Origin of the sequence: Shouchella rhizosphaerae, assembly GCF_900142675.1 — a bacterium.
GTDB lineage: Bacteria > Bacillota > Bacilli > Bacillales > Bacillaceae_D > Shouchella > Shouchella rhizosphaerae.
The window spans coordinates 427,645-443,976 of the sequence record NZ_FRBS01000001.1 but is presented as its reverse complement, the minus strand read 5'-3'; the positions used below and the strand labels follow the sequence as shown (position 1 = coordinate 443,976).

21 protein-coding genes are annotated in these 16,332 nt (G+C 43.1%); 10 read left to right on the top strand and 11 right to left on the bottom strand.

Features of this window, described 5'->3' with window-relative positions; genetic code table 11:
• Nucleotides 1-85 precede the first annotated feature (85 nt).
• Nucleotides 86-865: an ion transporter gene (locus tag BUC05_RS02300; protein ID WP_011246607.1), complete on the top strand. Its 780-nt coding sequence runs from the start codon at nt 86-88 to the stop codon at nt 863-865.
• A gap of 45 nt (nt 866-910) precedes the next feature.
• Here the strand turns inward: BUC05_RS02300 and BUC05_RS02295 are convergent, their stop codons facing one another.
• The 3 genes from BUC05_RS02295 to BUC05_RS02290 form a co-directional block, all read right to left on the bottom strand.
• Nucleotides 911-2,269, bottom strand: coding sequence for an aspartate kinase (locus BUC05_RS02295; RefSeq protein WP_073304041.1), 1,359 nt, complete (start codon nt 2,267-2,269; stop codon nt 911-913).
• Nucleotides 2,270-2,499: 230 nt separating this feature from the next.
• The gene (locus tag BUC05_RS21390) at nt 2,500-2,676 is read right to left on the bottom strand and encodes a hypothetical protein (RefSeq protein ID WP_011246605.1); all 177 of its coding nucleotides are present in this window, start codon (nt 2,674-2,676) and stop codon (nt 2,500-2,502) included.
• 53 nt (nt 2,677-2,729) lie between these two features.
• Nucleotides 2,730-3,023 carry a hypothetical protein gene (locus tag BUC05_RS02290; RefSeq protein ID WP_011246604.1) on the bottom strand — a complete coding sequence of 98 codons (294 nt, stop codon included), beginning with the start codon at nt 3,021-3,023 and terminating at the stop codon, nt 2,730-2,732.
• A 203-nt stretch (nt 3,024-3,226) separates the two neighbouring features.
• Here BUC05_RS02290 and BUC05_RS02285 point away from each other — a divergent pair, with 203 nt between their 5' ends.
• The 3 genes from BUC05_RS02285 (at nt 3,227) to BUC05_RS02275 (ending at nt 6,203) form a co-directional block, all read left to right on the top strand.
• Entirely contained in the window at nt 3,227-3,529 is a 303-nt protein-coding gene (locus BUC05_RS02285) for a MerR family transcriptional regulator (protein ID WP_011246603.1), read from the top strand.
• A 101-nt stretch (nt 3,530-3,630) separates the two neighbouring features.
• Nucleotides 3,631-4,431 carry a divergent polysaccharide deacetylase family protein gene (locus tag BUC05_RS02280; protein WP_073304039.1) on the top strand — a complete coding sequence of 267 codons (801 nt, stop codon included), beginning with the start codon at nt 3,631-3,633 and terminating at the stop codon, nt 4,429-4,431.
• A complete protein-coding gene (locus BUC05_RS02275; RefSeq protein WP_073304037.1) occupies nt 4,428-6,203 on the top strand; it encodes a S8 family peptidase in 1,776 nt (591 codons plus the stop codon). Before BUC05_RS02280 ends, BUC05_RS02275 begins: the two co-directional genes overlap by 4 nt.
• Nucleotides 6,204-6,251: 48 nt before the next feature.
• Here the strand turns inward: BUC05_RS02275 and BUC05_RS02270 are convergent, their stop codons facing one another.
• Nucleotides 6,252-6,500: a hypothetical protein gene (locus tag BUC05_RS02270; protein WP_011246600.1), complete on the bottom strand. Its 249-nt coding sequence runs from the start codon at nt 6,498-6,500 to the stop codon at nt 6,252-6,254.
• 148 nt (nt 6,501-6,648) lie between these two features.
• On the opposite strand from BUC05_RS02270, the gene cbpB reads away from it, so the two are divergent.
• The gene (cbpB, locus tag BUC05_RS02265) at nt 6,649-7,089 is read left to right on the top strand and encodes a cyclic-di-AMP-binding protein CbpB (protein WP_011246599.1); all 441 of its coding nucleotides are present in this window, start codon (nt 6,649-6,651) and stop codon (nt 7,087-7,089) included.
• Nucleotides 7,090-7,130: 41 nt separating this feature from the next.
• On the opposite strand, the gene BUC05_RS02260 is transcribed toward cbpB, so the two are convergent.
• Both BUC05_RS02260 and BUC05_RS02255 read right to left on the bottom strand, forming a co-directional pair.
• A complete protein-coding gene (locus BUC05_RS02260) occupies nt 7,131-7,586 on the bottom strand; it encodes an SRPBCC family protein (RefSeq protein WP_011246598.1) in 456 nt (151 codons plus the stop codon).
• 11 nt (nt 7,587-7,597) lie between these two features.
• The gene (locus tag BUC05_RS02255; RefSeq protein WP_011246597.1) at nt 7,598-8,032 is read right to left on the bottom strand and encodes a YaaR family protein; all 435 of its coding nucleotides are present in this window, start codon (nt 8,030-8,032) and stop codon (nt 7,598-7,600) included.
• Between the two features lie 149 nt (nt 8,033-8,181).
• Here BUC05_RS02255 and BUC05_RS21385 point away from each other — a divergent pair, with 149 nt between their 5' ends.
• Entirely contained in the window at nt 8,182-8,358 is a 177-nt protein-coding gene (locus tag BUC05_RS21385) for a hypothetical protein (protein ID WP_156323104.1), read from the top strand.
• 291 nt (nt 8,359-8,649) lie between these two features.
• Here the strand turns inward: BUC05_RS21385 and BUC05_RS02250 are convergent, their stop codons facing one another.
• Entirely contained in the window at nt 8,650-9,789 is a 1,140-nt protein-coding gene (locus tag BUC05_RS02250) for a M20/M25/M40 family metallo-hydrolase (protein WP_063609077.1), read from the bottom strand.
• A 34-nt stretch (nt 9,790-9,823) separates the two neighbouring features.
• Nucleotides 9,824-10,237 (bottom strand): VOC family protein, encoded by a 414-nt coding sequence (locus BUC05_RS02245; protein WP_073304035.1) that lies wholly within the window; start codon nt 10,235-10,237, stop codon nt 9,824-9,826.
• Between the two features lie 71 nt (nt 10,238-10,308).
• On the opposite strand from BUC05_RS02245, the gene prli42 reads away from it, so the two are divergent.
• Nucleotides 10,309-10,407 (top strand): stressosome-associated protein Prli42, encoded by a 99-nt coding sequence (gene prli42 / locus BUC05_RS21380; protein ID WP_152024044.1) that lies wholly within the window; start codon nt 10,309-10,311, stop codon nt 10,405-10,407.
• Between the two features lie 206 nt (nt 10,408-10,613).
• Here prli42 and BUC05_RS02240 read toward each other — a convergent pair whose 3' ends face one another.
• The 3 genes from BUC05_RS02240 to BUC05_RS02230 all read right to left on the bottom strand — a co-directional run bounded on the left by BUC05_RS02240 (nt 10,614) and on the right by BUC05_RS02230 (nt 13,279).
• The gene (locus tag BUC05_RS02240; protein WP_011246594.1) at nt 10,614-11,129 is read right to left on the bottom strand and encodes a L,D-transpeptidase; all 516 of its coding nucleotides are present in this window, start codon (nt 11,127-11,129) and stop codon (nt 10,614-10,616) included.
• 31 nt (nt 11,130-11,160) lie between these two features.
• Nucleotides 11,161-12,144 carry an aromatic acid exporter family protein gene (locus BUC05_RS02235; RefSeq protein ID WP_063609079.1) on the bottom strand — a complete coding sequence of 328 codons (984 nt, stop codon included), beginning with the start codon at nt 12,142-12,144 and terminating at the stop codon, nt 11,161-11,163.
• A gap of 169 nt (nt 12,145-12,313) precedes the next feature.
• Entirely contained in the window at nt 12,314-13,279 is a 966-nt protein-coding gene (locus BUC05_RS02230) for a sensor histidine kinase (protein ID WP_073304032.1), read from the bottom strand.
• 513 nt (nt 13,280-13,792) lie between these two features.
• On the opposite strand from BUC05_RS02230, the gene msrA reads away from it, so the two are divergent.
• The 3 genes from msrA to fumC all read left to right on the top strand — a co-directional run bounded on the left by msrA (nt 13,793) and on the right by fumC (nt 16,264).
• On the top strand, nt 13,793-14,329 hold the full coding sequence (gene msrA / locus BUC05_RS02220) for a peptide-methionine (S)-S-oxide reductase MsrA (RefSeq protein WP_035204028.1): 537 nt from the start codon (nt 13,793-13,795) through the stop codon (nt 14,327-14,329).
• Nucleotides 14,326-14,760 carry a peptide-methionine (R)-S-oxide reductase MsrB gene (msrB, locus tag BUC05_RS02215; protein ID WP_011246590.1) on the top strand — a complete coding sequence of 145 codons (435 nt, stop codon included), beginning with the start codon at nt 14,326-14,328 and terminating at the stop codon, nt 14,758-14,760. The genes msrA and msrB overlap by 4 nt, the downstream gene beginning before the upstream one ends.
• 115 nt (nt 14,761-14,875) lie before the next feature.
• A complete protein-coding gene (gene fumC / locus BUC05_RS02210) occupies nt 14,876-16,264 on the top strand; it encodes a class II fumarate hydratase (RefSeq protein ID WP_011246589.1) in 1,389 nt (462 codons plus the stop codon).
• Nucleotides 16,265-16,332: the final 68 nt, after the last annotated feature.

Sequence of the window (16,332 nt, the reverse complement as noted above, 5' to 3'; positions counted from 1 at the left end):
ATCGTTTGCTGGTACGATAGAAGAGCACCTTTCTGAAAACGCGCTCTGATTCGCTGTACCAATTATTTAAGGGGAGAACCACAAATTGCTGAAAGACAAATTTGCGCTGGTTGTCAACCATAAGACGTTCCAAGCAACGATTATCATCCTGATTTTATTTAATGCAATCTTAGTTGGACTAGAAACGTATCCAAGTATTTATGAAACCAACCGCCATTTTTTCCACTTTCTGGACCGAATGTTGCTTTGGCTGTTTACGATTGAAATAGCAATGCGTTTTGCAGCAGAAGGGCGGTCTTTTTTCCGAAAAGGCTGGAATTGGTTTGACGTTGTCATTGTATTAGCTGGCCATGTATTTGTTGGTGGGCATTTTGTGACGGTGCTTCGCATTTTGCGCGTCCTTCGGGTCCTTCGTGCTGTATCCGTTGTCCCTTCTTTGCGGCGCCTTGTCGATGCCCTTATCATGACGATCCCATCGCTCGCCAATATTCTCATTTTAATGGGGATTTTTCTTTATATTTTTGCAGTCATTGGCACAATGCTATTTAGCGAGCTATCCCCAGAGTACTTTGGAAATTTGCAGCGCACGATTTTAACGCTGTTCCAAATCGTTACACTTGACTCATGGTCGAGCGGCTTGATGAGACCACTCATGGAATTTAATCCGTGGGTTTGGATTTATTTTGTTTCCTTTGTATTAGTGGGTACGTTTATCATTTTCAATTTATTTATCGGCGTCATCGTCAATAATGTTGAAAAAGCCAATAAAGAAGAGGCCGACAATGCCCATTCACAAGAGCTAGAAACGATCCAACGGCAATTGGATGAGTTAAAAGAAATGCTTAAAAAAGAACGTTCGTCATAAAACAACCGAAGACCAGTTGGCACCAACTGGTCTTCATACATATGGCTATTGCTTTTGTCCGAAAAACTCCTCATAAAGCACGCGGACAGCTTGTTTAGTATCTTTTGAATGAATGCCGAACACAAGGCTAACTTCAGACGAGCCTTGGTTAATCATTTCGATGTTAACCCCCGCTTTTGCCAAAGCAGATGAAGCTCTAGCTGTTACACCTACTGTATTATGCATGCCTTCTCCAACGAGCATGACCATCGCAAAATCATGCTCAATGTGGACGTCGTCTACGTTAAGCTCCTCTTTAATACGCTCAATAATGGCGTTTTCCAACTGATCAGAAAGTTGCGTTTGCCGGATAATCACAGATGTATCATCAATTCCAGAAGGAATATGCTCATAAGAAATCCCTGCATCTTCTAAAATTTGCAATAGATGGCGACCAAATCCGACTTCGCGGTTCATTAAATATTTTCGTACATAAATGGTGGCAAACCCTTCATCGGAAGCAATGCCAATAATAGGGTTAAGTGATCGCTCACGTTCCGCCAAAATTAATGTGCCACTGCATTTAGGATTGTTTGTATTTTTCACACATACAGGAATGTCGTTGCGGAAGGCCGGAATCAAGGCCTCATCATGAAAGACGGAAAAGCCCGCGTAAGAAAGTTCGCGCATTTCCCGATAAGTCATTCGTTTGATTTCAACTGGATCCTCAACGATAAATGGATTCGCAGCGTAAACAGAATCAACATCAGTGAAATTTTCATAAAGCTCGGCTTGAACAGCAGCGGCCAATATAGCCCCTGTAATGTCGGAACCGCCTCTTGGGAAAGTAACAAGATTTCCTAATTTTGAGAATCCAAAAAAACCGGGAAACACGACGATTCCGTCTATTTCAGCCAACTTGGCAAGCGCCTCGTATGCTTCAGGCAACACTTGGGCATTCCCTGGTTCATCGCTAACAAGAAGTCCAGCATCTTTCGGGTTTATGTACGTAGCTTTTAGACCGATTTTGCTTAAATAAGCAGCAATGAGTTTTGCATTGTTGTCTTCTCCGCTAGCTTTCATTATATCAAGAAAGCGCCCTTTGCCCGCCACTGTTTGCTCAAGACGGTTTTTCAAATCTGCTTCAATTTCAGCGATCACATCGCGATTAAGCTCTAAATCGTTTGCTATCGATTCATACCTGTTCATCACAGCATTAAATGCTGCTTCTACTGGCTGATCTGCCACTTTAGCTTCGGCCAAGGCAATGAGCAAGTCTGTCATTTTTGCATCATCAGCGTAACGCTTTCCTGGTGCTGAAACAACCACGATCTTCCGTTTATTATCCGCTTTGATGATGGCAGCCACTTTTTTAATTTGCTCTGCATTTGCGACGGATGAACCGCCAAATTTTGCTACTTTCACGTTCTCTCCAGCCCCACTCTCTTTCTAAACTAAAAAACGTTTCAGACTGTAGACAAACGCTCGCATACTTCGTCGTTTGACAAGCGTTTTCTATCAGTCTGAGTGATTTTATCGACCTCAAACGCTTAAAAACGTTCGTTAATTATTCATAATACCATATTCAAAATATCGCTACAACTTAGGCCTGAAAAAAGGAGCCCTTTTTTCTATTCTGGCTCCTTCAACCCTCTTTATGGCTTGTACGCATCCTCTGATTCGGAAGCGTCTTTCGTCCGTTCTTTCTCTCTGCGCTCCTCTTCCTCTTTTTCAATATCTTCAAGAGGCAATTCATCAAAGGGTTGTTCCACTTGGTCGCGGTTTTGCTGTTCTTTCCAATTTTCACTTGTTTCTTTCCCTTGTTTTCCCATGGACAAAACGCCTCCTTTGTCCATTATGTACCCGTTTTCATGCTAGAAAAAACCTACATAAACCAAGCAAACCAGAGAGGCCCACGCTTTGTAGCAAATTCGACAGCTGTACAGGATGATTCAGGGACATAGGTGGAGTCATTGGCAACTTCTCCGTATGTGGACTCGCCTATATTGTTTGTAAACCCAGCTTGGTCAAAGCAAGCAGGTGACGAGTAGGCATTTTTACTGTAATCAACGATCACGCGCTCACTATCCGACGGTCCGTACTCGACTTGAATCAAAAACCCTAATGCAATAATAAGAATGCTTGCCGCGACTCCGAATAGCCAACGATATCGACGCATTGTTTTCCTCCTTCTCCTCAATCCATTTTTAGTCTACCTATTTTGTTTAACGGAAGCAAGGAAATTTGACAGGCGCGATTATGGAGACTTCACCAAACGTATTTTGTTAGATTTTCTTACATCAAAATGCACATCAATCGTTTTTGTGTGATATATTGTTACAAACAACATGGCGATTATCCATTACAGCGAGGTGGAATGGCGTGTCTTATAAAGATAAAAAAGTAATTACAATCGGCGTTGTAAGTGAACTTACCGGTCTTTCAGAACGAAAAATTCGCTATTACGAAGAACGGAAATTGCTGTTTCCTGAACGTTCAAAAGGAGGCACACGCAAATATTCTTTTCTTGATGTCGAACGATTGGTTGACATTGCCAATAAGATGGAAGACGGTATGCAAACATTCGAAATCCGAAAAATGGAACAAAAAGCATTGCGTAAACAGGAAGTCCGTGAGCGCATGTTAAGAGGCCAGCTGAACGCCGCCTTTAATATTCGTAAATGACCAGTTCTCCTTCACGGGGACTGGTTTTTTATTTCCTATACATTCCACGCATGAACAAGACGTTGCCAATAGAAACTAAAAAAAACAAAGGAGTGCTATTCATGGCAGTTAACATTGTCACTCGCACTGTCTGTTTGCTCATCTTCCTAGTGATGTTTTGTCCAAACACTATTTGCGATGCCGCCAATAAAGATGTCGCTATTATTATTGATGATTTTGGCGGCAATGTGAAAGGAGTAGACGCATTTTTACAAGGGGATATTCCCGTTACAGTTGCTATTATGCCGAATATGCCCTACACAACCGAGCAAGCAATTGCAGCACACGAGAACGGGTTAGAAGTGATCATTCACTTACCTCTTGAACCTAAAAGCGGCAAAGCTTCATGGCTCGGGCCAAATGGGATTACTGTGGATTTAAGCAACGAAGAAATTAATAAACGCTTACGCGAAGCTTACGAACAAATCCCCTATGCCGTTGGTTTAAACAACCATATGGGGTCAAAAGCAATGGAAGACAAACGGATTGTTGGTTTAATTGTGGAATTTGCCAAAACCAATGGGTTATACCTTGTTGACAGCAAGACCACCCCTCATTCCGTCATGCCAGAACTTGCTTTAAAAGCACAAATCCCTTGTTTTGAGAACAAGCTATTTTTAGACGATACGCTCTCCACTACCCAACAAGTACAGGCAAAAATGCAAACTTTCGCAGCAAAGGGAAACATGCATCAACACCCAATCGCCATTGGACATGTCGGAGTTAAAGGGGAACAAACTTATGCAGGCATTAAAGCTGGCCTGCCGCATTTGAAGAAACAAGGCTACAAGCTTGTTTTTCCATCTGCTTGGACAAATTCACAAATAGAACAGACTTTACAAAAAAGGAATGGTAACAAATGAAAAAACCTGCAATATGGGGAATCGCACTGGCTGCCCTTGCTATTGCTGGCATGGTTTTCACAAGCCAAGTCGAACAAAGCCAGCCACATACAGCCGTTTTTGATTCACATCAGCCTAAAAGCCGTGTCCACTCTACTTCCAAAGACCGGTTAATGGCAGAAGACTTGGCAAAAACAACAACGCTTTTTATCTCCTCCCTATCCGGGCAATTAGAAAAATGGGCCAATACCCAGGGAGAGAGCCTGACGGATGAATTTCAACAAGAATTAAATGAACACCCTTATATTTCCGGCTTTTCCGTTTTGGATAAAGGAGGTTCGCCGCTTTTAGCTGCCGGCACGCTCTCCACCATCGATACAAGCCTATTGATCCATCAAGATAACGGCATGCATTATTCGAATCCTTATAACAAAAACGGTAACACTTTTATGCTTATGGGCAAGGACAAAGATGACGGACAACGTATCATTGGGGAAATCGACCTCAGCTTTATCCAATCCTACCTGGCTAAAACAGCAGCGATCGCCGACAGTTCCGGAACGTTTTTTGTCAATGGAAGCGACCCAAATGTCCAATTCTCGTCCATTGATGAACTTCCAGACGAACTGGAAGCTCAGACAGTCCCTGGACTAGGATGGAATATTTACGTCAAATCTGACGACAATGTGGCCATCCAGTCCTTTCACGAAAACCAAGCAGTGGTGAAATTGCCGCCGCAAATAAATGGTAACGAATGGGCACAAAAAAAGGGATACGAATTGCTAGCCGACAACCACCCTTTTTATATTGTGAAGGACAGTAATAAGGCGCTTCAGCGACTAATCGAAGATTTACAGCAAGACGAAACTGTGTTGTTTGCCGAACCGAACTATGCCTTTTCGAATCAAGTCCGCACAGTAGAAAAGAAAGTGGAGCCAAACGACGAATATTTCAAGCCATACCAATGGAACCTTAAACAAATTCACGCAGATGATGGCTGGAATTTCGCCAATGGCACTAATACAACAATTGCAATCATTGATACGGGTGTGGATCCTAATCATCCAGATTTAAAAGGGAAGCTCACAGAAGGGTACAACGCTATTGACGACAGTTCGGATTATAAAGACACAAACGGACACGGCAGCCACGTTGCTGGCATTGCCGCCGCTGTTACGAATAATATCGATGGCGTTGCTGGCGTATCTTGGCAAAGCAAAATCATGCCTATAAAAGTGCTTGACGAAAATGGCGAAGGCTCCTCTTATTCCGTTGCAAGGGGAATTTATTGGGCAGTCGACCACGGAGCGGACGTCATTAATATGAGCCTTGGCGATTATTATCACTCTGATCTTTTATATGAAGCAATCCAATATGCAGATAAACATGATGTTGTCATTGTTAGCGCCTCAGGTAACGATAACTCAGAAGAACCAATGTACCCTGCAGTATACCCGGAAGTCATCACCGTTGCTGCAGTAGACCAAGACCGCAACCGTTCTTTCTTCTCCAATTTTGGAGACCATGTCGATCTTGCTGCCCCTGGAGAAAATATTCCGAGCACATACAAAGACAACCAATATGCCGTATTGTCAGGAACATCAATGGCTTCTCCACACGTTGCCGGACTTGCCGCCTTATTGCGTTCAGCGAATCCAGACTTAAACAACGATCAAATTGGCGACATCATTCTTGGCGCATGCGATCAGCTTGGCGATGGCGACTATAACGTCTATTATGGCTACGGGGAAATGAATGTACAAGCTTCGCTTAACCAAAATCAGCCCCGATAGAAGACAGGTTGAAGGAAAATGGAAATACAGTGGTTTAAGCCAACGCTTTTATTTAGAAGCGTTGGCTTTCTTATGAAACGGCAAAATAACAGCCGTTTGCTTTTGCACATATTCACACAAATATCCTTGCTTTTTCCGTTTAAGAAATGTTTCCTTCCGAATTGGCCTTGGAGCAGACCAAGCGACTGAGTCTAAATTGCTCCATTTGTCATGAGTGATATACTCTTGCTTAAAGTAATACTCATGTCCTGAAGAAAATTGCTCGCAAATGTATTTAACTGTTTGTTTTGAATGCATGGCCAAACCCCTTTCTTACTATAAGTTTTGGCCAAATTCTTCACTCTTATAACGATTGCTGTTCCTGCCTTGACTGGTTGTGCTGCAGCGTTTACCATTAAAGAAGAGCGACAGCAGTCGAACAAATCTATTAAAAGAAGTGATTCCATTGTTACATACATTAAAAGACCTTCCTCTTTCGGATAAAGACATTGCGCCACTCATCATTTCTGCCGATAAAGTGGCTCATGTACAAATGAACAACCCTTTGCAGCATGCCCTACTTGTATTAATAAAATCAGGTTATACAGCCATTCCAGTTCTCGATGCCTCCTACCGCCTTCGTGGTTTAATCAGCAAATCGCTGATCCTAGATGCGATGCTTGGCGATGAAGATTTTGAACTTGAGAGGCTGTCTACATTAACAGTAAACAATGTGATGGCAAAAGATGTGCCGTGTATCCGACCGGATGCCCCATTTTCAAAAGCGCTTTCTTTATTGATCAACCATTCGTTTTTATGTGTCGTTGATGAAGAACAAGCGTTTTCTGGCATTTTGACAAGGCGCTCAACACTCGCCCTAATCAGCAAATACCTTCACCAACACTAATGGTGGCCATTTTATCAAGTGACGAAAACCGAAGTCGAATGCTATTGTGGTGATTCGACCTCGGTTTCCGTTAAAGCTTTGTTTTGAAAATAAGCGTGTATGTGTTTTTCACGAGCCTTAAACATAACGTTTAACCCTTTAGCGATTATACTGGCCGGCAGTTTAGCGCGAAAGGAAACTTCATCCACCATTAAAATAGTGTCCCCTTCCCTTTCAAACGAATGCTTATGACGCCAATACGAAAAAGGGAAAGGAGGATTCTCCGCTTCGTCGATAAAATAATGGCCTTTGCGCTCCTCAGTGATGACCGACTTCCATTTGATTTGAAAAGCGGCTAACATAATCACTGATTCTAAATCCTTCTCCCCTTTTTTACATACTCTCACTTTCGGTCGCTTGTGCACTTTTTCAATATTTGTCGCATCCGAAAAGAACGACCAAACTTGTTTCATCGTGGCATTGATACGAGTTCTGTACGTAAATACAAATGTATCCATTTTTGCTCACCTCATAAATACAACTGGATAATTAGCCCTTGCAGTTCTCCAATTTTGTTGAGCAAATCCAGTTCGCTCTTGCTTTGGTCAAAGACCGCGTTCGTCAGTTCCACAAGCCCTTTATCGATTTCTTTCACCAATTTGTACTGCCTCACTTGTCCACTCGCCGCACTTGACGCTGTTTCCACTTTTAATGATTCCAGCAAATGGCTTACACACTGCCTCACGCTTCGCTTAAATGCGTGCAGTTCTGCCGCAGTCCGATGTTTTGCCAAGCGCTCGCCATCTTTTTCTAACGTTTCGAGTATGGCATAAACCGTTTTCTCACTTTTATGCCCGGCAATCTCTTCAAACACACCTTGAAAGGAAGTGTGCGATTGTTGCGCTCGGATTTTGCTGATTGGTAAAGGTCTTTGTTGCTCACGGACTCTCTCAATATCTAGCATGTTGATCGCCACCTTTCTTTAAGTTTAGCACGAAGGGCACTGAAGGGAAACCGCCTGGAATCGGTTTGAAACTTGTTTAAAAATAAGTTATCATGATAATATAGTAGATTGCATGTATACCCTCTACTTATATCGGAGGTGGCGCAAAAATGGTGAACCCATTATTACAAACAAAACGGACCATGTACCAGCAAAATAAGCAGCGCATTATTGAATGTTTGTTTGCTTACTGGAGCCAGCACAATGCCTCTCCTGATTTGCGCACCCTATCTATGATGAGTGGCATAACGGAAGAAATGATTTTAGAAACGATGGAGTATAGTTAAATCGACACGTACAAAAAAGGCTGATTCAATGGATCAGCCTTTTTTCTGTGAAATTACTTCAACAGATCAACCCTATCTCCTTTTGAGTGCTGCTATAAAAGGCTCCAAAAGACACGAAGTTGATGACATTCCCTTGTCATAGTGGAAGCAGCCACCACAGAAGACATTTCCTCTAACCTTGCTAGTCGCCTCCCCTCTCTGCGTTTTCTGCTTGATGGATCCTCACCAACCATCCATGAAAAAATAGGAGTAGAGATCAAGTCCATTCTCTACTCCCGTTCTTTTTTTATTTCATTTCCTAGCTGAGCGGGCAATTTCTACGACAAGTTTTGCTGTATTTTCAAGCGCTTCAATCGAAATTCGTTCGCTTGTTGTATGAATCCCTTCATAACCTACTGATAAGTTAATGGTCGGGATGCCGTATCCAGAAATGATGTTGGCATCACTGCCTCCCCCACTTGAAGTAGTCATAGGCGTCAACCCACATGCTTTAATTGCGCGAATTGCAGTCTGAACAACTTTTGTGTCCTCTGACTCCCGATAGCCAGGATAACTGTATGTCACTTGTACATCGCAACTTGTGCTCATTTCTAATGCGGCTTGTTCAAAAGCTTGTTTCATCGCTTCAACTTGCTGTTTTAGCTTCTCTTCTACAAGGGAACGGGCTTCGGCGGTGATTGTAACAACGTCGCAAACAATATTGGTTTGTGTACCGCCTTCAAATCGGCCGATATTGGCTGTCGTGTCTGCGTCAATCCTTCCTAACGGCATTTTTGAAACAGCTTTGGAAGCAACTGCAATAGCTGATATTCCTTTTTCAGGTTCAACGCCAGCATGAGCCGTTTTGCCATATACTTTTGCAAAGATTTTTGCTTGCGAAGGCGCTGACGTGATCATGCCCCCTACTTCTCCGTCGCTATCAAGAGCATAGCCATAAGAAGCAGAAATCGCATCTTTGGCCAACGCTTTCGCACCAACTAAGCCAGCCTCTTCGCCTACAGTAATGACAAACTGAATTTGGCCATGTGGTTCTTTCGATGCTTGCAGAACACGAGTTGCTTCTAACATTGCCGCAATTCCCGCTTTATCGTCTGCTCCTAAAATGGTTGTCCCGTCCGTTTGAATATAGCCATTTTCTACAATTGGTTGAATCCCTTTTCCTGGGCCAACTGTATCCATATGGGCAATGAAATAAAGTGGATCAAATCCGCTGCTTGTTTCAGGCAACGTACAAATTAAATTCCCTGCGCCATGGCCCGTTCTTTCTTTTGCATCATCTTCGACTACGGCTAAGCCTAGTGATGTGAATTTTTCTTTTAAAACACTTGCCATTTTTTCTTCATGTTTTGTTTCAGAATCGATTTGCACAAGTTCCAAAAACTCTTCGACTACTCTTGAATACACGTCATCACTCCATCGCTGCTTTTCCATTTCCTTTTTACTATAGCTGATTTGCTAATTGATTTCACGTTTTTCCCTCACAAAGTTCAACGAGCAAACCGCCTGTACTGCTCGGATGAATAAAAGCAACCTTCCGTCCGAAGCTTCCGATAAGCGGCAACTCACTCGTCAAGCGGACGTGCTTTTCTTTCAACATTCCTATGGCCGTCTCTATATTAGCAACCGAAAAAGCAATGTGGTGAAAAGCAGGTCGATTGTTTTGTTTCGCTAGAAAGCGTTGCAACGATACGTTGCTAGGATGAGGTTCAATCAGTTCATACCCCACTCCCATCCCATTAATAAAAACAGCATTAACCTGATGGTGTGGCAGCCTTTCTTCATGGCTGGCAGTCGCTTGAAGCACTTGTTCAAACAAAGGAAGGCTGGTGTTTAAGGAAGGAACGGCGATAGCAATATGGTCAATTTGAAAATGGTCCATAAAAACACCCCTTGATTGCTTGTGTTTTCTTCGGGTAAACTAAAAAGTAGTTGATTTGGGGAGGAATGGAGATGCCGCGTAAATTCCAGCGCTTGATAGTGTATATCATGATTGCAACCTTAGTTATTGGCACGATTCTAACAGGAGCAGCAGGACTCGGCTTTTTCTAAGAAACAGTGCGCGATAAGCGCACTGTTAAGGTTGTCGACAAAGTCGATAACCGCACTCAGACTGATAGAAAACGTTTGTCAGACGAGGAGTGCCGCCGAGGGAAGATGCGAATAGAACGGAGGTTCATGAGCATATGAGTGAGGCAAACGACGAAGTATGCGAGCGTTTGTCTACAGTCTGAACAGTGCGCGAGAAGCGCACTGTTCTAATTTATTAGCCCCGCTTCCTTCGCAATCGCTTGGAAGGAGCGATGTTCGTTGACAATGAATATTTTGCTGCCGATGTCGATTTTTTGGTAAAGTCGTTCAATTGTCGGATTTGCGAGGCGAATACAGCCTGCAGAGGCGCTATAACCGATTGAGCCTGGTCGGTTAGTACCATGTAGCCCATATGTCCGGCCTGCCGTGCCTAAGGCATCAAAACCGATCCATCTGCTTCCTAATGGATTACGAGCATCTCCACCGGGAATATTTTTTTTGCGGTAATAGGGCTGTTCTACTTTCACTAAAACCGTAAACTGTCCAAGGGGCGTTTCATCCCCTTTTTTCCCAGTGGCGACAGGATGAATTTCTGCAATATGGTTGGCTTCAATTAACGCGAGCGTATTGGTACGGACATTGACGATGACACTCGCTTTTTCAACCTCCCAATCCGTGTCACCAGGCATTTGCAAGGGCTGTAGCGACATAACTAAAAAAATACACAAAAAAGACCATTTCACTTCATACGCCTCTCCTTTTACGGATCTTTCATTAGGCTTTGCGAAATGGTCTTTTTTTATCCTGCTTGTTGCTCCAAAGCGCATCTTTCACTTGTAAATATTGTTCAAATTCATTCATCACATACAAAAGTGATGACCTTGTTTCAAACTCCTCCCGCGTAGCCGGCAATGGCATAGCGCGAAAGGCTGCTTTTAGTTCTTCAAGCCGCAGCATAAAATAAGGGACAGAATTAGTCGGACTGACGGCAGCGCTCAATTCGCTTAAAAAATCGGCAATTGGCTCGCTTTGCGTTACTGCTCCCTCAAGGCTAGCTAAGTGGGGCATGATCCGTTCAATGATTTCCAATTGCTTTTCGCGCATGGCAAAGTAGTGATAATAATGGTCTTCTTCCCGCAACAAGTGGTTCTCCATTGCCTGAAGTGCGATTGTCTTGCTCTCTTTTAACAAATGGTCTGCTTCGGAAATTTCTTTGCCATCCCAGTCGCTCTCCCCTTCTCGAATAAAGGCAGCCAATTCCTGCAAAATAACAGCCAGTTTTTGCTCAAATTCAATCCGATAGCGGCGAAGCACATTGTCTTTAGACGGCATGTATAAGTTCATAAGCAGCGCTGTGCCAATACCAATCACTATTAGCTGAAGTTCGTTCAAGAAAAACGCGAATGTCGCCTGCTTTTGCGTGTAAAGGTGCATGACAATAACAGAACTGGTGACTATGCCTTGCGCCGACTTTGCAACGAGGACAACAGGAATGAACAATAAAATAAACAGACCAACAATGATTGGTTTGTAGCCCAATGTTTCAAACATGACCGCACTCATAACAATGCCGATCATACAGGCAACAAAACGTGCCCAAGAAACCAATAGTGAGTTTTTCCTCGTAACCGAAATACATAAAATTGTAATGATTGCTGCAGAACTGGCATAATCCAATTTCAATGCTTCAGCCATGCTTAAAGCAATCACGACACCAACAGCAGTCTTTAACGTGCGATAACCAATTTTAAATGGCATTTGATCCCTTTTTTCTCCAGTCGTTATGGTTGTAGTGTACCACGGAAACGGCCGAAAATCGACTGGGGAATGCCCAACTTGCGGGATCTATTCTCCTTTTCCTTTGTTTTGCGTTAACACGACAACGATGTTCTTATGCTTGCAATAATGGTTAACGATTGAGCACGCTTTATCCATAGGTTAACATCGCCGCTTTTTCGCGTACCATTGAGCCAGCCCTGTTTTTCGTTGTCATTGGCAAGATGACTTTCACATTCGTTCCCCTTTTATCTTTCGACTCAATATCAATCAAGCCGCCATGCGTTTCAACGACGCGGTAACAAATCATTAAGCCAAGGCCTGTTCCTTTTTCTTTTGTCGAATAAAAGGGCTGGCCTATATAATTGAGTCTCTCCGCGGGCATTCCAGAACCAAAGTCTGTTATTTCCACACAAACATTCGGGCCTTCCGCATACATAGTAATATGCACAGGCGAATGTTTCACACTAGCATCAATCGCATTTTCAAGCAAATTGTAAAACAATAGAAAAAGCTCTTTTCTTGACCCCAATACGGTTGCTTCCTCGCTGATGTTTAGCTTAATAGGGTGACCGTCGGTAAGCCGCTTCACTTTGTTCTTTTTTAAGAGCGACTGCAAAAAGGCTGCCATTTGAATCGATTCGTTTTCACGTGCAAGAGGTTCTTCAGCTAACAGCACATAGTCATTAATAATGTTTTCAATTCGCTCCAATTCTATATTCATGATGTTGATCTGGCTTGCACTCAACTCGCCAACTTCCGAATAGAGTTGGATAAATCCTTTTATCGTTGTCAGTGGATTGCGGAGTTCGTGAGCCACCCCCGCCGATAAGCGAGAGACAACTTCCATTGCTTCTTTTCGTTTGTGCGCTTGTTTAAAAGGTTGCTTTAATACGGACGCATAAAGACGTTTTTTGCCCAACTGAAATGGTTTCCCGGCACATACGATGTCTTCTTCGTAAATAAGCTGTTTTAGCCGTTTCCCGTGCAAATAGCCGATCGGTTTTCCTAAACACTCATGGGCAGCTCGATTCGCAAATAAAATGGTTGCCCTATCGTGAATGAAGTAGCAATCTTCTGATAAATCCAACAAACCGAACAGCTCCTCTATCTCCATTGCGATCTTCCTTGATTCCCTTGTTGACAAGCGCCAGCTCCTACTAAAATTGAGATAAAACCATTTTCATTCATTGATTTCATTTTTAAAACCCACTTTCTGGACTTATCGTTTTCTTTTTCTCTCCTTTTACAAAACTTCCGCTTGGAACCTCCCTTATTTTGAAATCAAGAGACAGCAATCTACAAAAACATTCGTGAATTGCCAAAATGAATCCTTCTTCATTCTTTCTTTTTCGATCAAGAAATTTTGACAAGAACAACAAAAAGCCGACATCACCATGTCGACTAGTTGCCATCTTTCTGCTCTTCTGCTATTTTGGGTTAACCAAATCACCCTACATTCGATAAAGCAAGTGTAGAAAAAGCAGCATACCAAACCTCACCCGCTCAATGGATGCACGGCACTAAGTAGTTATCCTAGCACAGCTTATGGAAATGGAATGCTGCTGATAAGATACCCAGCTTGTGGGTATGGTATACTAAAGAAACACGCTTTAAGGAGGAGTGCAGGTTGGCAAAACTAGAAAAAGCAACATTTGCAGGCGGTTGTTTTTGGTGTATGGTGAAACCATTTGACTCCTATGATGGGATTGAAACGGTCACATCAGGCTATACTGGTGGGCATACGATAAACCCGACATACAAAGAGGTATGCAGTGAAACAACCGGCCATTTTGAAGCGGTACAAATTGTTTATGATGCTGCTGTTTTTCCATACAGCAAACTTCTGGAGATTTTCTGGCAACAAATCGACCCAACTGATCCTGGTGGCCAGTTCCATGACCGTGGGGATTCCTACCGGACAGCTATTTTCTACCATAACGAAACACAAAAGAAAGAAGCGGAACATTCAAAAGAACAGCTAGAACAAAGTGGCAAATTTAGCAAACCTATCGCTACGCTCATATTGCCTGCAAAGCCTTTTTATCCTGCAGAAGGCTATCACCAAGATTATTACAAAAAAAACCCGTTCCATTATCAAATGTATCGCCGCGGCTCAGGGCGTGAAGCGTTTATTCAAAAGCATTGGGGAGGAGAAACGACATGACCAAGCCACAAAAAGACGAATTAAAAAAGAAATTGACGCCAATTCAATATTTCGTAACTCAAGAAAACGGCACGGAACCGCCTTTTCAAAATGAATATTATGAAACAGAAGAGGAAGGCATCTATGTAGACGTTGTTTCAGGTAAACCGCTTTTTTCGTCAAAGGATAAATATGACGCAGGCTGCGGCTGGCCAAGCTTCACCAAACCGATTGATGAAGCAGAAATCATCGAAAAAGAAGACAGGAGCCATTTTATGGTCCGTACAGAAGTACGAAGTAAAAATGCTGACTCCCATTTGGGGCATGTCTTTCCAGATGGCCCAGGGCCAAATGGACTTCGTTACTGCATCAACTCTGCCGCACTGCGGTTTATTCCTAAAGCAAAACTCAAAGAAGCGGGCTACGGCGCCTACGAAAAACTATTTGACTAAAGTCTGAAGCAGAGGAAAAATTCCTCTGCTGTTTTCATTAAGTTTTCCCGGTAATTCTGGTATGATAGATTTGGAGTTTGTAATTCATTTCGATCATAAAAAAGGGTGATGAAAAATGGAAACGCGTACAGAAAGAGATACAATCGGCGAAATCGAAGTGCCAGCAGACCGTTTTTGGGGTGCACAAACACAGCGTAGCCTGGAAAACTTTAAAATTGGCACCGAAAAAATTCCTTTTGAAGTGGTTCTTGCCTTCGCCCACTTGAAGAAAGCTGCAGCCATTGTCAATGGGCGCTTAAAAGGACTCGATTCTCGCAAAGTTGAAGCGATTACATATGCAGCCGATAAAGTTATTGAAGGCGGACTCGAAGATCATTTCCCTTTAGTTGTCTGGCAAACAGGCAGCGGCACGCAGTCTAACATGAATATGAATGAAGTGCTTGCCTACTTAGCGAACCAATACTTGGATGAAAATGGACATCATGATGTTCGTGTCCATCCAAACGACGATGTCAACCACTCACAAAGTTCAAACGATACATTTCCAACTGCAATGCATGTCGCTACTGTCGTTTTTGCGGAAGAAAACCTCCTGCCAGCGATTCGTGCCTTCAAAGACACACTTGCTGAAAAAGAAGAGGCCTTTGCGGATGTTGTGAAAATTGGCCGTACACACTTGCAAGATGCGACTCCGCTCACATTTGGGCAAGAAATTAGCGGTTGGAAACATATGCTGCAAACATGCGAAACACTGGTTAGCGAAGCACTTGAACATGTACGTTCTCTTACGATCGGCGGAACCGCTGTTGGCACTGGCTTAAACGCGCCAATTGGTTTTAGCAAAGAAGTTTCTGCTCAACTTACAAACCAAACAGGCGTTGCTTTTAAAGCATCAGAAAACTTTTTTCATGGCTTGACAAGCCATGACGAGCTTGTCCATTTTCATGGCGCACTGAAAGCACTTGCTGCTGATGCATTTAAAATTGCAAACGACATTCGCTTGCTTGCAAGTGGGCCACGTTGTGGCATTGGCGAAGTGTTGATTCCGGCCAATGAACCAGGAAGCTCGATTATGCCTGGCAAAGTCAATCCGACACAAAGTGAAGCGTTAACGATGGTAGCCGCCCAAGTTATGGGGAACGATGCAGCAGTCGGCTTTGCTGCTAGCCAAGGCCATTTTCAGCTAAATGTATTTAAACCAGTCATTATTTACAACGTCCTTCAATCGATGCGCCTTCTTGCAGACGGGCTCAACAACTTCCGCCACAAATGTTTAGTTGGCTTAAAAGCAGATGAAGAAAAAATGACGCAATTGCTAAATGAATCCCTTATGCTTGTAACTGCTCTAAACCCGCACATCGGCTACGAAAATGCCGCGAAAATTGCGAAAAAAGCACATGCTGAAAACACAACACTTAAAGAAGCTGCTATTGAGTCAGGGTTGCTGACTGAAGAGCAATTTGATGAATATGTAGTACCAAAGGAAATGATTGCTCCAAAATAAACAAAAAAGCAGGCATGTTCGCCTGCTTTTTTTATTGGAAGAGCGGACTCAAGGAGGCTGAATCAAAC

Coding starts and splice junctions, on each gene's coding strand:
- BUC05_RS02280 (WP_073304039.1), top strand. CDS start 3,631: ATGGCAGTTAACATTGTCACTCGCACTGTCTGTTTGCTCATCTTCCTA.
- BUC05_RS02230 (WP_073304032.1), bottom strand. CDS start 13,279: ATGGAGATAGAGGAGCTGTTCGGTTTGTTGGATTTATCAGAAGATTGC.
- BUC05_RS21390 (WP_011246605.1), bottom strand. CDS start 2,676: ATGGGAAAACAAGGGAAAGAAACAAGTGAAAATTGGAAAGAACAGCAA.
- fumC (WP_011246589.1), top strand. CDS start 14,876: ATGGAAACGCGTACAGAAAGAGATACAATCGGCGAAATCGAAGTGCCA.
- BUC05_RS02255 (WP_011246597.1), bottom strand. CDS start 8,032: ATGCTAGATATTGAGAGAGTCCGTGAGCAACAAAGACCTTTACCAATC.
- BUC05_RS02275 (WP_073304037.1), top strand. CDS start 4,428: ATGAAAAAACCTGCAATATGGGGAATCGCACTGGCTGCCCTTGCTATT.
- BUC05_RS02250 (WP_063609077.1), bottom strand. CDS start 9,789: ATGGAAAAGCAGCGATGGAGTGATGACGTGTATTCAAGAGTAGTCGAA.
- BUC05_RS02290 (WP_011246604.1), bottom strand. CDS start 3,023: ATGCGTCGATATCGTTGGCTATTCGGAGTCGCGGCAAGCATTCTTATT.
- BUC05_RS02235 (WP_063609079.1), bottom strand. CDS start 12,144: ATGCCATTTAAAATTGGTTATCGCACGTTAAAGACTGCTGTTGGTGTC.
- prli42 (WP_152024044.1), top strand. CDS start 10,309: ATGCCGCGTAAATTCCAGCGCTTGATAGTGTATATCATGATTGCAACC.
- msrB (WP_011246590.1), top strand. CDS start 14,326: ATGACCAAGCCACAAAAAGACGAATTAAAAAAGAAATTGACGCCAATT.
- BUC05_RS21385 (WP_156323104.1), top strand. CDS start 8,182: ATGGTGAACCCATTATTACAAACAAAACGGACCATGTACCAGCAAAAT.
- BUC05_RS02245 (WP_073304035.1), bottom strand. CDS start 10,237: ATGGACCATTTTCAAATTGACCATATTGCTATCGCCGTTCCTTCCTTA.
- BUC05_RS02270 (WP_011246600.1), bottom strand. CDS start 6,500: ATGCATTCAAAACAAACAGTTAAATACATTTGCGAGCAATTTTCTTCA.
- BUC05_RS02260 (WP_011246598.1), bottom strand. CDS start 7,586: ATGGATACATTTGTATTTACGTACAGAACTCGTATCAATGCCACGATG.